We start from the raw sequence: 14,929 nt of genomic DNA, 5'->3' as shown, positions 1-14,929 counted from the left end.
GCACCAGATTGCGCCGCGAGGCGATCGGCTTCGTTTATCAGTTTCACCACCTGCTACCGGATTTCACCGCGGAAGAGAATGTGATCATGCCGCAGCTCGTTCGCGGTGCGAGCCCCGCTGAGGCGAGCGGTCGCGCACAGGGCCTGCTCCGCGCGCTCGGCCTGAGCGAACGCCTGGATCATCGCCCCTCTCAATTATCCGGCGGCGAACAACAGCGCGTCGCCGTTGCGCGAGCCCTCGCCAATCGGCCGGCTTTGGTTCTGGCGGATGAGCCGACGGGCAACCTGGATGAGAATACGGCGGACAGGGTCTTAGGCGAATTTTTGCGGCTGGTGCGGGAGGAAGGCGCGGCAGCTCTGGTCGCAACGCATAATGAGCGGCTGGCGGGGCGCATGGACCGGATCGTCCGCCTGCACGAGGGGTTGCTCGGTTAGATCAGGCGTCCGGATGGCGAGAATTCGCGGCGGCATGCTCCAGCCACTCGATCGCGAAGGACAACATCGGCCGGGCGTCCACGAGCAAAGACGCTGCCCCGCCGATCCGATTCTGGCGGCCATAGCCTTGTGCGACGAAGGCGGTCACCGCCTGCTCGATATAATTTTCGGGCAGAGCAGCGACCACCGGTTCGGTCGTGTCATATTCTTCCACCATCCGCCACATCGTGCCCGAAGCACTTGCGAAGGGCACTTCGTAGCGGAGCACCGTCTTGTCCGGAACGTCCGCAAGATGATCGGCATGGTGTAGCAAGGTCATCGTGTCCCAAGGGGCGCCGACCATCAGCACGCGGCCGCCCGCCTCGACCAATTTGGCGAGCGGAGACCTTTCACCATAACCATAATCTTGGGGATGATCGGCCGTGAGCCATTCCGCGCGCCGGCCGATCGCGGCAACGGAAGCGCCAGGATTGCCGCTGCGCCGAGCAGCCGGCGTCGTGCGGATGAATTCCGATAGAATACCGTTGAGCCGTGACGCGCGCGACGCGGTAGGATCGAACCCGGGAACATGATCACGCCAGCGCGGCAGGACGCGTCCGTTTTCGTCGAGTAGATCGTCATGCAGGCTGTCCCAGCTCGTGTAGGCGACCAGAGTGCCTTCAGCACCGATCACGTCCAGCAGGGCGCCGATCAACGCGTCCGGTCCGTTCAGCATCGGCCCGACCTTAGACATCGCGGCATGGACCATGATCATGTCTCCGGCGGTGACGCCTAGCCGTATCAGGTCGTCACGAAGATCCGTGCGCGTGGCGAGGCGGGAGAGGTCGATGTCCACCTGCGCATGCTTCCGTGCAGGCTGGCTCAGGTCAAGTCGTACGCCGTTGCGCGTCCGGTGATCGGCTGGCCATCTTTGCTGTGGATAGAAACCGTACAATGCTTTCTTTGAGGGGTCGTACTGCATAGATAAGGGCATGGCCGCTTCCAACTTCGTGCCGCTGCGCATCCTCTCGGCCTTCACGATGCTCGAAGGCGCGATCGATCCGAAGGCGATCGCATCGCAGGCGCGGAAGCTCGGCTTTCCCGCGGCGGCAATCACGGATCGTAATGGCCTTTATGGCACCATGGCGTTCAGCCAGGCTGCCAAGAAGGCCGGCGTGCAGCCGATCATGGGCGCGTTGCTGGGCGTCGCCCGGCCAGGAGGGGGCGACGGGAAGGCGCCGCAGATCGACTGGCTGGCCCTCTACGCGCAGGATGATCTTGGCTACGACAATCTCTGCGCATTGGTTTCGGCTGCCCATCTCGATCGGCCAGCACATGAAGAGCCGCATGTCCCGCTTGCTGCGTTGGAGAAACGAAGCGGTGGACTGATCGCGTTGACCGGTGGCGGGGAGGGGGCGCTGGCCCGCTTGATCGCAGAAGGGCAGCAGGATGCGGCGGTCCGCTACCTGGATCGGCTGCAGGCTATGTTCCCCGATCGACTGTATATCGAGTTGATCCGTCGCAGCGATCCGATCGAGGAAGCCGCGGAGGCCGGTCTGATCGACTTTGCCTATGCGCGCGACCTGCCACTGGTCGCCACCAATCCCGCCTGCTTTGCGGAGCCGGATTTTCACGCTGCGCACGACGTCATGCTGTGCATCGCCAGCTCCTCATACCTTGAGGTGGAGGAGCGCGTGCGATCGTCGCCGGAGGCGTGGATCAAGCCGGCCGATGTCATGGCGGACCTATTCGACGATCTGCCGGAGGCAATTGCGAACACGCTGGTGGTGGCGCAACGCTGTGCTGTTGCCGCGCCGGAACGCAAGCCGATCCTGCCCAGCCTGGCCGGCGATCCTGCGGCTGAAGCAGAGGCATTGCGACGCGATGCCGCGGCTGGGCTTGAGGCGCGCCTGGACAAGCTTGGCACGGTGGAGGCGGACCGTTCGCCCTATCGCGAACGGCTGAAGTTCGAGCTGGATGTCATCATCCAGATGGGGTTCCCGGGCTACTTCCTGATCGTTGCGGACTTCATCAAGTGGGCGAAGGAGCAGAATATTCCGGTGGGACCGGGACGCGGATCGGGCGCCGGCTCGGTCGTGGCCTGGGCGTTGACGATCACCGATCTCGATCCGCTGCAGCTGGGTCTGCTGTTCGAACGCTTCCTCAACCCGGAACGCGTGTCGATGCCCGACTTCGACATCGACTTTTGCGAAACGCGGCGTGGCGAGGTCATCAGCTACGTCCAGCGCAAATATGGCAGCGACCATGTCGCGCAGATCATCACATTTGGACGGCTGAAGGCGCGCGCGGTGCTGAAGGATACCGGCCGCGTGCTGCAGATGAGCTATGGACAGGTCGACCGGCTGGCCAAGCTGATCCCGAACCATCCAACGGATCCATGGACGCTGGAGCGCGCGCTGAACGGCGTGTCCGAATTCCATGCGGAATATAAGGGCGACAAGCAGGTCAAGCGGCTGATCGACCTTGCGATGAAGCTGGAAGGTCTGCCGCGGCACAGCTCCACCCACGCCGCCGGCGTGGTGATCGGCGATCGTCCGCTCGACCAGCTTGTGCCGCTTTACCGCGATCCGCGGTCCGAATTCCCCGTTACGCAATTCGACATGAAGTTCGTCGAGACGGCGGGGCTGGTGAAGTTCGACTTCCTTGGGCTCAAGACGCTGTCCGTCCTGCAGAAGGCGGTCGAGATGCTCTCTCATCGCGGTGTGGATGTCGATCTGCTGGCGCTCGAACTGGACGACCCCGCCGTCTACGCCTTGCTGCAGAAGGGCGACACTGTCGGCGTGTTCCAGCTGGAATCGGAAGGCATGCGCCGCACGCTCGCAGCGGTTCGGCCGACCAATTTCGGTGACATTATCGCGCTCGTTTCGCTCTATCGGCCGGGCCCGATGGATAATATTCCGATGTTCGGCGATCGGAAGAATGGGCGTGCGCAAATCGAATATCCGCACCCGCTACTCGAAACGATCCTGGCCGAAACCTACGGCATCTTCGTCTATCAGGAACAGGTGATGCAGGCCGCGCAGATCCTGGCGGGCTACAGCCTGGGTGAGGCCGATCTGCTGCGTCGCGCGATGGGCAAGAAGATCCAGGCGGAAATGGACGCGCAGCGTCAGCGCTTCGTTGATGGCTGCGCGGCGAACGACATCGCGCCGCCCAAGGCCAACGAATTGTTCGACTTGATCGACAAATTCGCTGGCTATGGCTTCAATAAGAGCCACGCGGCCGCCTATGCGCTGCTGGCCTATCAGACTGCCTGGTTCAAGGCGCACCACAAGCCTGAATTCTTCGCGGCATCGATGTGTTACGACATCAGCTTGACCGACAAACTCGCCATCTGGGCGGATGACATGCGCCGCTCGGCGGTGCCGCTGCTTCCGCCCGACGTCAATCTTTCGGAGGCGGAGTTCAGTGTCAGCGACGGCGCGGTTCGCTATGCTCTGGGCGCGCTGAAGGGTGTTGGCGAAAAAGCCATGGAGCAGCTGGTCGAGGAACGGCGGGCTTCCGGGCCGTTCAAAAGTCTGGACGACCTGGCCGATCGGATCGATCCGCGACTGTTGAACCGCCGCCAGCTGGAAAGTTTGGCGGCCGCGGGCGGTTTCGATTCGCTTGTGGATGATCGTGCCGCGGTGTTCGGCGGTGCGGAGACCATTTTGGCGCACGCGGCAAGCGCCCATCAAGCGCGCACAAGCGGACAAGGTGGGTTGTTTGGGGGAGACGGCAATGCTGGAGTGCCGCCGATCCGTCTGCCGCGCGATGTCCGCTGGTCGGTCGCGCAGCGTATGGCGGCGGAGAAGGATGCGTTCGGCTTCTACTTCTCCGCGCATCCCACCGATCGGTATCGGCATGTCGCCCGCAGCGAGGGCGTGCGCACCTTCGAACAACTGGCGCAAATGGCGGCACCGTCCGAGCCTGATCGCGATGAGCGCGGCCGTCCGATCCCACGGGCAACGTTGCGCATGGCCGCATTGATCGAGGAGGCGCGGTGGCGGACGTCTGCGCGCGGCAATCGCTATCTGTTGGCGACCTGTTCCGATGCGTCGAGCCAGTTCATCGCCAGCTCGTTCGATGAAGAGGCGTCGACCGCGATGGAAAGCGCGGCCAGGGTCGGTGCGTGCCTGTTACTGTCGGTTGAAATGGATAAAAGGCCCGGAGAGGAAACACCGCGCATAACAGTCCGTGCGGCGCGGCCGCTCGACGGATTGTCGTCCAGTGCGCGGCTCCGCATGGAGATCGAGGTCTCGGATGAGGCTAGTCTCGCGGCACTGGCCGGCCTGCTCGCTGATGCCAAGGGCGGACGGGGTGAAGTGCAATTGCGGGTTCCAACCGCCGCCGGGCCGACGCGTTTGCGGATCGGCCGCGATTACCGGCTCGACAGCGACGTTGTGGAAGCGATCGAGCGCATGCCGGGGATAGGGGCGGTGGAGTTGGAACCGCTCGACCCTCCGCGCCTGGCACTCGTCAGCTAATCGGGCCCGCCGAGCGGTCAAAGCAGCCGCATCTGATCGCCCTCCGGGGGGCGGAACAGATCGGTGCGCAGCGCCAGCCGCTCCTTGTTCAGGCCAAGCTTGCGGCAGGCGATCGTGAAGCGCGTGCGCAACAGCTCCGCCCACGGCCCTTGGCCCTGCATCCGCGTGAAGAAGTTGGGATCATTGTCCTTGCCGCCGCGGAGCGACTGAATCGTCGCCATCACCTTACTCGCGCGATCGGGATGGTGAGCGTCGAGCCAGGCGCGAAAGAGAGGGGCGACTTCGTGGGGTAGCCGCACCGGCAGGAAAAAGGCGCCGCGCGCGCCGGCATCCGCTGCCGCTTCCAGGATATGCTCCATTTCATGGTCGGTAATTTGCGGCACCACGGGCGCGAGGCTGACATGGGTAGGCACGCCGGCGTCGATCAACTTTCTCACGGCTGCCAGCCGCTTGGCGGGGTGGGGGCAGCGCGGTTCCAGCGTGCGCGCGGTAGCCGGATCGAGCGTGGTGATCGATATGACGACGGCCGCCAGCCCTTTCGCCGCCATCGGCGCGATCACGTCCATATCGCGGACAACGCGATCGGATTTGGTCGTGATGGTGAAGGGGTGGCGGGTTTCCGCCAGCACTTCCAAACAGGCGCGGGTGATCCGCCATTCCCCTTCGATCGGCTGATAGGGATCGGTGTTGGTACCGAACGCGATCGGGCGGGGAACATAGCCTTTCGCGGCCAGTTCGGCGCGCAACAATTTCGGCGCCTCAGGCTTCGCGAACAGCCGCGTTTCGAAATCGAGGCCGGGCGAGAGATCGTGAAACGCATGGCTAGGCCGGGCAAAGCAATAGATGCAGCCATGCTCGCAGCCCCGATACCCATTGATCGAGCGATCAAAGCCGACGTCGGGAGACTGGTTGCGGGCAATGATCGACCGTGGGCGCTCGGTCGTCACGGTTGTCCGGAGCGGGGGTAGTTCCCCATCCAGATCCACGCGCGCATCCAGCCAATCGCCATCGTCGGCGCGCGCTTTCAGATTGAACCGCTGCGGGGTCGCGTTCTGCGTTGCGCCACGTCCGGCGCGCGGCGAAAGACGGGGCGGCGATTCCATAGGCGAAGCTTAAAACGCGATCGGAACATTGCAAGAACATTCCAGCTTTATATCTGATCTTCCTCAGCGTTCGCGTAACCGCGGCATGAGCTCGACGAAGTTGCAGGGGCGGTGGCGTATGTCCAGCTGCGTCGCAAGGATGCCATCCCATCCATCTTGTACCGCACCGGTAGAGCCGGGAAGAGCGAAGAGATAGGTGCCCCGGGCGACTGCAGCGGTAGCACGCGACTGGATCGTCGACGTGCCGATCTTGGCATAGCTCAACCACCGGAAGAGCTCGCCAAATCCTTCGATCTCCTTATCGCGCACCCGTGCGAAGGCTTCGGGTGTCACGTCCCGACCCGTAACGCCGGTGCCGCCAGTTGAAATGATGCAATCCACTTGCGGATCGTCGATCCAGCGATTCAGCCGTGCGACGATCAGCTCGGCATCGTCCACGATGATATCCCGGTCGGCCAGGATGTGGCCGGCCGCAGTCAAGCGTTCGACCAGCACCGTGCCGGAGCGATCGTCCGCGAGCGTGCGCGTATCTGACACGGTGAGCACGGCGATGCGCACCGATACGAAGCTTTGGGCGGGATCGATCGGCATCAGTTGGGTGCGTGGGTCGCCGCGGCCGCGCTGGCCGTCTGGATGGCGCGCGTTGGGAACATCGGCCAGCGGCCTTGCGCCATCGCGGTCAGGCTTGACGTGACGGCGCCGATCTCCCGCTGGTAGATCCAGTAGTTGCGCAGCACGATGGCCACATAGGCGCGCGTTTCGCGGAACGGGATCGATTCGATGTATAGCAGCGGATCGCTGCTGCCCGCTGTCCAGCGCGCGACATTGTTGGGGCCGGCATTATAGGCCGCGATCACCTTTGGCAGCAGCCCACCCGTGCCGACCGCCGCGGCCAGCTCTTCCAGGTAGGTTTGACCATATTCGAAACTGACGGCGGGATCGTTGAGCGGGCCGACCACGTCGCCCTTGTGGCGAGCGATCAGCGATGCGGTAGCGGGCATCAATTGCATCAGGCCGCGCGCGCCTGCCGGACTGACGGCATCAGCGCGGAACTCCGATTCCTGGAGCGCGTGCGCGAAGATCAGCGCGGGATCGACGCGCCAGCCTTGCGCGGGGCTCCACGCGGGCATGGGGAAGCGTGCCGCGAAGCTGGTACGCGTGCCTGTCGGCGCGTTCTGGGCAAGCCAGATCTGGGTTGCCGGCAGGCCCAGCTTCGCAGCGAAGGCGATCAGGGCCGGATGTTCGGCTGGCGCCCCAATCCGCGCCTGATAGCGGATCAACTGATCGGCAAGGTTGGTCTCGCCAATCTCGACCAAGGCGGCCGCCGCGCGTAAATTGTTACGCGCCATCAGCAGGTTGGCATCGGTTTCGCTTTGCACGCCCGCGGGCATCAACGGCAGCCCCAGCGCGGCATTGGCGAGCATGCCGTAGAAGGTTTCGGTGTACCGCGCCGCCGACTGCAGTTTCAGATCGGCGGTGGTGACATCGCCTGCGGCTTTCCGGCTCCGCCCGGCCCAGAACAGGCCGGCGGAGCGCGTCTCATCATCGCTGGCGTTGGAGGCTACGCGTTCGAACGCCTGAGCGGCAGCAGCATAATCCCGCGTCTGCCAAGAGGAGAGGCCGTAGACCCAGGCAGCATCGACCGCCCATTCGCCCGCCCCAACCTGCGCCAAAGCGGCGACGCGGCGCGCGGAGACCGCATCGCCCGTCTGGAAATAGACCCAAGCCACCTTCTCCCGCCACTCGGTCAGCGCCTCGGGCGATATGGTAGAGGTGGCCGCCTCGACGATGGGTTCGGCGGCGGCGGGATTATCCGCCTTGAGCAGCGGCTGGACGCGGGCGGCCAGCGCGCGGCAATCGCTATTGGGCCGGCTCGGGGCACGCTTACTCGGGCCGGCGACGCGGATCAGCGAGCGCTGCACGGGAAGCGAGAAGGACGTGCCTGCCGAGCGCGCGAGCGCGGGCGCTTCCGGCAGATCGGGCGCGGTGCTGAGCAACCCGGCGACGCTGGCCGGATCGCGTCCGGCAGGATTGGCGAGCAAGAGTTCGGCGCGGGCCACGGCGGTCAACGCGCCGGTCGGCTGCGCGTCCAGCAACGCCGAGGCCGCACTGAAATTGCGCTCCCGCAGGAGCTGGAAGAATTGACGGAAATTGGTGCGCTCGCTGTCGCTCAGCTGGCGGCTCGTGCTCACGGGAACGATATTGGCCTGGTCGAGCAGAAAGGGCGCCCCGGCCGCGGAAGGGGCAGCGCAGGCAAGAGCAAAAGCGGACAGGAGGGCAGTGCGGATCATAAGGCGGCAAACCGTTGCAGATCATCCCACGCGAGTGGCCGGTAATCGCGCTTGAGGTGGACGAGACGAGGGTGAATGGAGGCTACGGCCGGAGTGGGGCGCCCCGCAATGTCGATCATGTGAGCCGTCTCGCGGGCTTTGACGGCGGGCGTCTGTAGCAATGCTTGCACGGGCGCGTCGCCGAGCAGCAGCAGCCGCTTCGGGACCGCCAGCGCGAGGTGGTGTCGCAGGAGCGGGGTAAGGGTCGCAAGATCGGGTTGAGCGACGCGCCCCGTGGTCGATCGTGCAGGCGAGAAGGGGATCAGGTAGATGTCAGCGCGGGTGAGCTTGATCGCGGCCAGCATGCGATCGAACAGGGCGCCGACCTCGCCCGATAGCAAGGAAGCGGATGTGCGATCATCCGCTTCCGGCATATCCACGACAATGACGGAGCCGCTAGCGGGATCGCCCGACGCATCGATCCGATTGGCAGGCGCGCCGGGTACAGCGGCATCGGTCAGCAACCAGGTGCGGAAAGCGGCGAGCGTATCGGGCAGCGCAGCGGCGGCCGTCGCGGGAGGCGCCGCTACAGCTGCGGTCTGAGCCGGAGGCGTCGGCTGCGCCAGCCAGTCGCGCGGCAGATCGTCGACCAGCACATCGACGCCAGCCTCCACCCACCAATCAAGCGTGCTATACGCAACGCCGTCCACCATTCGTCTTCCCCGCTACCCGCAGCGGAAACTAGACGAGCGGTTGACGAGAGGGTCAATCTGCGGGCACGCGCTTTATGACGAGGCGTTCGGACGATACGATGACCGGACTGTAAAGACGACGTATAGAGGCCTGATGTCTGACCGCGAGAGTATGAATTACGATGTTGTGATCGTCGGCGGCGGGCCCGCCGGGCTGTCCGCTGCGATCCGGTTAAAGCAAATCAATAGCGATATCGCCGTCTGCGTGCTGGAAAAAGGATCCGAAATCGGGGCGCATATCCTGTCGGGCGCCGTCATCGATCCGATCGCACTGGATGAACTGATCCCCGACTGGCGGGATCGTGATTGTCCATTGCATGTCCCCGTCACGGAGAACCATCATTGGATCCTCAGCCGGACGGGCAAGACATCTCTGCCGCATCTGCTGATGCCACCGCTGATGAGCAACAAGGGGACTTATACCGGCTCGCTCGGAAATCTGTGCCGCTGGCTGGCGGGGCAGGCCGAGGCCCTGGGCGTCGAAATCTTCCCCGGTTTCGCTGCCGCGGAAATATTGTTCAACGACGACGGCTCCGTGCGCGGTGTTGCGACCGGCGATATGGGCGTCGCACGGGATGGGACGCATCGGCCCGATTATCAGCCCGGGATCGAGCTTCATGCCCGCTATACCTTCTTCGCCGAGGGCGCCCGCGGCAGCCTGACCAAGGAGGCCAAACGCCTCTTCGACTTGGAACGCGATTGTCAGCCGCAGGTGTATGGCCTTGGAATCAAGGAACTTTGGGACGTCGATCCGGCCAAGCATATGCCGGGGCGGGTGATCCATACGCAAGGCTGGCCGCTGACGGAGGAAGTCGGCGGCGGCTTTCTCTATCACCAAGCGAACAACCAGGTCGCGCTCGGCTTCGTGGTGGGGCTGGGATACAAGAATCCGCATCTGTCGCCCTTCCACGAATTCCAGCGCTGGAAGCAGCATCCGGCCATCCGCTCGATTCTGGAGGGCGGGCGCCGTGTCAGCTATGGCGCGCGTGCAATCAATGAGGGTGGCTGGCAGTCGGTGCCGAAGCTCGCTTTCCCGGGCGGCGCGCTGATCGGCTGTTCGGCAGGCTTCGTGAACGTCCCACGCATCAAGGGCACGCATACGGCGATGAAATCCGCGATGCTCGCCGCCGAAGCCGCCGCCGCCGCTATTGCGGCCGGGCGCAGCAACGACGCGCTCGACGATTACCAGCCCGCTCTCGAAGCGAGCTGGATCGCGCGCGAGCTCAAGAAAGTCCGCAACGCCGAGCCGGCTCTCGCCAAATTTGGCCCTGCTGTCGGGACGTTATGGGCGGCTTTTGACATGTGGATGCGGCAGCTGAAGATCGGTCTACCCTATACGTTTGCGCATCATCGCGACAGCAAGACGCTGTGGCGGAAGGACATGGCGCCCGCGATCGACTATCCCAAACCGGACGGGGTGATCAGTTTCGATCGGCTGTCTTCGGTGTTCCTATCCAACACCAACCACGAGGAGGATCAGCCGATCCACCTGACGCTGAAGGATGCGGAGGTGCCAATCTCGGTCAATCTGGCGCTGTACGACAGCCCGGAGCAGCTTTATTGCCCGGCCGGCGTTTACGAGATCGTGGATGGGCCGCGGCTTCAGATCAACGCGCAGAACTGCGTCCACTGCAAGACGTGCGACATCAAGGACCCGACCCAGAATATCAACTGGGTCGTTCCGGAAGGCGGGGGCGGACCCAATTACCCCAATATGTGAGAAGCGCGTGCGCTATCAGGCTGCAATGATCGGAATGGCCGCGGCACTGCTGGGCGCGGTGCCGGCGCAGGCAATCGCGCCGCGCTCCTCGCTGGCGGGCCTGTATGTGCGGGCGCGTGCCGCGCAGGTTGCGGGAGACACGTCGGCCGCCAATGCGGGATTTGCGGCCTTAATGGCGGCCGACCCGACCAACATGGTGGTCGCCGATCGCGCTTATCGTCAGGCGGTGACGGCCGGGGACATGCCGGTCGCTTTGAAGGCGGCCCGCGTGCTGGATGCCCGCAAGATGTTGCCGTCCGACGGCTATGCACTGCTGGCCCTGGAGCAGGTCCGGACGCGCAATTGGACCAGGGCGGGGGAGGCGACGGAGCGGCTTGCGAAGGATCGGCTGTTCGGCTTTCTCGCGCCGTATTTCCGCGCCTGGATCGCGGTCGAATCGCGCAAGGGCGATCCGCTCGCTCTGGCACAGGCGGCGCAAGGCGCATCGGTCGGCGGCAACTATTATGCGGAGCAGCGCGCTCTACTACTGATCGCCACCGGACGGGCCGAGCAGGCGCGGGCCGAGCGCGGTGCCGAGATCTCCGGCCAATTGCCGTCGATGGTCAAGGGTGCGGATGAGGGCTTGGCGGTGCTGTTCGCCCATTTCTCGAGCGACCTCTCCCGCCAGCAGCTCAGCCCTCTTGGCCTGATCATGGGACGGATGGCGAGCTATGCCGCTCCCAACTTTTCTCCGGCCTGGCTCTTGCTGGCGGAGCAGTTGCGCACGATGCATCGGCCGGATCTGGCGCTGGCGGCGCTCGATCATGTCCCAGCGAATGACCCCTTGGCCGGAAACGCCCAGGCGATGCGGATCGGTTTGCTCGACGACAGCGGCAAGCGCGATGCGGCCTTGGCCGAGGCATTGGCGGCCGCGCGCCGAACTGGCGCGAAGCCGCAGGATTGGGCGCGGGTCGGCGATCTTTATCTGGCGATGGAGCGCCCGGCGGATGCGGTGAACGCTTACGCCAATGCCGTGGCGGCCGCCGATGCCGCCAAGCTTGCGCCGGACTTGATGTGGCCCCTGCTGCTGCAGCAGGCTGCGGCACTGAACGAGGCCGGCAATTGGCCCGCGGCGAAGGCGGCGCTCGACCGCGCCTATGCGATCGCGCCGGGTGAGGCCGTCGTCCTCAATCAGGTTGGCTATTCCTATATCGAACGGCACGAGGATATCGATCGCGCGGCCGCGATGATTGAACAGGCCAGCAAGCTTCAGCCGGATGACGCGGCCATCACGGACTCGCTCGGCTGGGTCCTGTTCCTTCGTGGCAAGAGCGTACAGGCGGTGCCGCTACTGGAGCGTGCTGCCGCGAGCAGCCCCGGCGAGCCGACCATCAACGAGCATTTGGGCGATGTGTATTGGTCCCTAGGACGCCAGTTCGAAGCGCGTTATGCGTGGCGCGCCGCCCTCATCACGGCAGAAGACAAGGATCGGGCGCGGATCAGCAGCAAGATCGATGTGGGACTGAGTGGGGCGACTGCGGCGCCGTGAGCACCGCGTGCGAGACCGCCTATGCCAAGATCAACCTCGCGCTGCATGTTCGGCGGCGCGATGCTGACGGCTATCACACGATCGAAACGCTGTTCGCGTTCGCGGAAGATGGCGACCGGCTGTGGCTGACCGATCGGCCCGGTCTGGCGATCGAAGGACCTTTCGCCGTCGGGTTGGACGATGCGGACAATCTCGTCCTCAGGGCAGCGCAGGGCTTCGTGGCGCTGACCGGGCAGGGCGGGGAGATGGGCTTTGTGCTGGAAAAGAACCTACCGATAGCGTCCGGCATCGGCGGCGGTTCAGCCGACGCCGCGGCCGCACTGCGGCTGCTGTGCCATCGCTTCGGCAGGGCGCTCGATGATCCGGGCATCCAGGATCTTGCGGCGAAGCTGGGGGCCGACGTGCCCGCCTGCCTGCGATCCCGCCCAATGCGTGGCGAGGGGCGGGGCGACCGATTGATCCCTGTCGCCGGTCTGCCGGAGAGCATGCCGCTGTTGCTGGTCAACCCGCGTCAACCGCTGGCGACAGGCCCGGTCTTTGCCGGATGGGATGGCGTGGATCGGGGTGCGCTTGGCCATGGCGACCCGCTGACAGTAGCGCGGAACGGCCGCAACGACCTGGAAACATCGGCCAGCACGCAGATGCCGGTGATCGCAGATATACTTCGCCTTCTGGCAGATCAGGCCGGAGTTTCGCTGGTTCGAATGTCGGGCTCCGGGGCGACCTGCTTTGCCTTGTTCGATCAAGCTGCCGCGCGAGATGCTGCGGCGCGCGCCATCGAAGCACTCCATCCCGGATGGTGGCAGATGCCGAGCCGGCTACGATGAGTGTCGCCTGGACGGAGATTCGCGGCGACGCGGGGAGCGGCATGTTGCTGATCGGCGATCATGCCTCCAACCATGTGCCTGACGATATCGATCTGGGCGTGCCGCCGGGCATGTTGGAGGAACATGTGGCGATCGATATCGGCGTTGCCGACTTGGCGCGCGCGCTGTGCGCCGCCTTGGACTGCCAAGGCATCCTTGGCGGCGTGTCGCGGCTTGTGATCGATTTCAACCGCGAAGAGGATGCGCCGGGGTTGATCCCGGCCGTCAGCGATGGCCGCGAAATACCGGGCAACAAGGGGTTGAGCGCCGCCCAGTGGGAGCAGCGATTGGCACGCTATTGGCGGCCCTACCATCAGAAGATCGGACATATCATCTCCGCGGTGCGTCCCAAGATGTTGATTTCGCTGCATAGTTTCACGCCGCGTTTGAAGACGGATGCGGGCGAGCGGCCATGGCAGATCGGCATACTTTATAATCAGGACGATCGGGCGGCGCGGATCGCGTTGCCCCTGCTGGATCGGGCCGGGATCGTAGCCGGCGATAACCTGCCATATTCGGGCAAGGTCCTGAACGCGACCATGAACCGGCATGGCGAGGCCAACGCTATCCCCTATCTCGGCATCGAGGTCAGGCAGGACCTGATCAGCGATGTGCCCGGCGTTGCCCGCTGGTGCGACGCTCTGACTCCAGTGGTGCGTGCAGTGCGCGACCGGCTGGCCGATCATGACTGACCTGGCCCCGATCCTGTCCGCGCGCGAGATGCGGGCGGCCGAGCAGCGCGTCATGGACGGCGGCTGTCCGGTCGAAACGCTGATGGAGCGCGCCGGCGCGGCGGTGGCGGAGTTGGTGTGGCGTGTGGCCGGCCACGCTGAAACGCTGATCCTGTGTGGCCCCGGCAATAATGGCGGCGACGGCTATGTCGCGGCACGGCTGCTGCAAGCACGCGGCGTGCCCGTCCGGGTCGCCGTTGCCGCGCCGCCGGCGTCCGATGCGGCGAGGAAGGCGGCCACGGCATGGGATGGGCCGCGATCTTCGCTGGCAGAGGCGCGGCCGGCCGCGATCCTGGTTGACGCCTTGTTCGGCACCGGTCTCACGCGCCCAGTAGCGGGTGAAATAAGCGAAGATTATTTGCGGCTGTGCGGAGCGGCGCAGCGTCGGATCGCCGTCGATCTGCCAAGCGGCGTCACGACCGACGACGGCAAGGTGCTCGGTGCAGTCCCGTATTTCCATCTCACGGTGGCGCTCGGCGCCTTGAAACCCGCACATCGGTTACTGCCCGCCGCCGAACATTGTGGGCGCGTGATCGTGGCGGACATCGGTCTCGGCTCAGTCCCGGAAGCATCGACCTTCGAGATCGGGCGGCCTCGACTGGCTTCACCGGGGTATGACGCCAACAAATATAGCCGAGGGAAACTGGTGGTGTTGGCGGGCGCCATGCCCGGCGCGAGCCTGCTCTCCGCCCTGGCCGGGCAGCGAACCGGGGCGGGCTATGTGGAACTGCTCGGCGCGCCGGGCGAGGGGGCGCCCCACGCGCTGGTGCGTCGTGACTGGAGCGACAAGGCTGTTGCCGACCCGCGGATCGGGGCGCTGGTTGTCGGGCCTGGTCTGGGTCTGGACTGCCTTGCCCGCGATCGGCTCGACGCGGCGCTGGCGAGCGGTAAACCGATCGTGCTCGATGCCGATGCGCTGACGTTGATCGGGAGGCGCCGGCATGACCGCCTCGCTGGACATGTGCTGACGCCGCATTGGGGAGAGTTCGTGCGCCTGTTCGGCGACAGTAAGGAAGACCGGCTCAGCCAGGCGCGGGCGGCCGCCGCGACGTCCGGCGC

The 14,929-nt window shown here is 65.0% G+C and carries 12 protein-coding genes; 7 read left to right on the top strand and 5 right to left on the bottom strand.

Going from position 1 to position 14,929, the window contains the following annotated elements; translation table 11 throughout:
• Nucleotides 1-434: ABC transporter ATP-binding protein (locus ACOJSI_RS04905; RefSeq protein WP_420137142.1), on the top strand; the 434-nt coding region annotated here is incomplete at its 5' end.
• 1 nt (nucleotide 435) lies between these two features.
• Here the strand turns inward: ACOJSI_RS04905 and aac(3) are convergent.
• Entirely contained in the window at nucleotides 436-1,269 is an 834-nt protein-coding gene (gene aac(3) / locus ACOJSI_RS04900; RefSeq protein WP_420137141.1) for an aminoglycoside 3-N-acetyltransferase, read from the bottom strand.
• A 136-nt stretch (nucleotides 1,270-1,405) separates the two neighbouring features.
• Between aac(3) and dnaE the strand changes: the two genes are divergently transcribed.
• The gene (gene dnaE / locus ACOJSI_RS04895; RefSeq protein WP_420137140.1) at nucleotides 1,406-4,900 is read left to right on the top strand and encodes a DNA polymerase III subunit alpha; all 3,495 of its coding nucleotides are present in this window, start codon (nucleotides 1,406-1,408) and stop codon (nucleotides 4,898-4,900) included.
• 17 nt (nucleotides 4,901-4,917) lie between these two features.
• On the opposite strand, the gene ACOJSI_RS04890 is transcribed toward dnaE, so the two are convergent.
• The 4 genes from ACOJSI_RS04890 to ACOJSI_RS04875 all read right to left on the bottom strand — a co-directional run bounded on the left by ACOJSI_RS04890 (nucleotide 4,918) and on the right by ACOJSI_RS04875 (nucleotide 8,986).
• Nucleotides 4,918-6,003, bottom strand: coding sequence for a PA0069 family radical SAM protein (locus ACOJSI_RS04890; RefSeq protein ID WP_420137139.1), 1,086 nt, complete (start codon nucleotides 6,001-6,003; stop codon nucleotides 4,918-4,920).
• A 63-nt stretch (nucleotides 6,004-6,066) separates the two neighbouring features.
• The gene (gene moaB, locus ACOJSI_RS04885; protein ID WP_420137138.1) at nucleotides 6,067-6,594 is read right to left on the bottom strand and encodes a molybdenum cofactor biosynthesis protein B; all 528 of its coding nucleotides are present in this window, start codon (nucleotides 6,592-6,594) and stop codon (nucleotides 6,067-6,069) included.
• Complete coding sequence (locus ACOJSI_RS04880; protein ID WP_420137137.1) at nucleotides 6,594-8,294, bottom strand: transglycosylase SLT domain-containing protein; 1,701 nt, start codon at nucleotides 8,292-8,294, stop codon at nucleotides 6,594-6,596. The genes moaB and ACOJSI_RS04880 overlap by 1 nt, the downstream gene beginning before the upstream one ends.
• Nucleotides 8,291-8,986, bottom strand: a complete 696-nt coding sequence (locus ACOJSI_RS04875; protein WP_420137136.1) for a uracil-DNA glycosylase family protein — start codon at nucleotides 8,984-8,986, stop codon at nucleotides 8,291-8,293. The genes ACOJSI_RS04880 and ACOJSI_RS04875 overlap by 4 nt, the downstream gene beginning before the upstream one ends.
• Nucleotides 8,987-9,119: 133 nt before the next feature.
• Here ACOJSI_RS04875 and ACOJSI_RS04870 point away from each other — a divergent pair, with 133 nt between their 5' ends.
• From ACOJSI_RS04870 to ACOJSI_RS04850, 5 genes are all read left to right on the top strand, one after another.
• Nucleotides 9,120-10,745 carry an electron transfer flavoprotein-ubiquinone oxidoreductase gene (locus tag ACOJSI_RS04870; RefSeq protein WP_420137135.1) on the top strand — a complete coding sequence of 542 codons (1,626 nt, stop codon included), beginning with the start codon at nucleotides 9,120-9,122 and terminating at the stop codon, nucleotides 10,743-10,745.
• A 25-nt stretch (nucleotides 10,746-10,770) separates the two neighbouring features.
• A complete protein-coding gene (locus ACOJSI_RS04865; protein WP_420137134.1) occupies nucleotides 10,771-12,273 on the top strand; it encodes a tetratricopeptide repeat protein in 1,503 nt (500 codons plus the stop codon).
• Entirely contained in the window at nucleotides 12,270-13,100 is an 831-nt protein-coding gene (locus tag ACOJSI_RS04860) for a 4-(cytidine 5'-diphospho)-2-C-methyl-D-erythritol kinase (RefSeq protein ID WP_420137133.1), read from the top strand. The genes ACOJSI_RS04865 and ACOJSI_RS04860 overlap by 4 nt, the downstream gene beginning before the upstream one ends.
• Nucleotides 13,097-13,831 carry an N-formylglutamate amidohydrolase gene (locus tag ACOJSI_RS04855; protein ID WP_420137132.1) on the top strand — a complete coding sequence of 245 codons (735 nt, stop codon included), beginning with the start codon at nucleotides 13,097-13,099 and terminating at the stop codon, nucleotides 13,829-13,831. The genes ACOJSI_RS04860 and ACOJSI_RS04855 overlap by 4 nt, the downstream gene beginning before the upstream one ends.
• The coding region (locus ACOJSI_RS04850; protein WP_420137131.1) for an NAD(P)H-hydrate epimerase at nucleotides 13,824-14,929 on the top strand (1,106 nt) is incomplete at its 3' end. The genes ACOJSI_RS04855 and ACOJSI_RS04850, both read left to right, overlap by 8 nt.

It is taken from the genome of Sphingomonas sp. (assembly GCF_048595155.1).
Classification (GTDB): domain Bacteria; phylum Pseudomonadota; class Alphaproteobacteria; order Sphingomonadales; family Sphingomonadaceae; genus Sphingomonas_I.
This window is presented reverse-complemented; position numbering and strand designations above follow the sequence as displayed.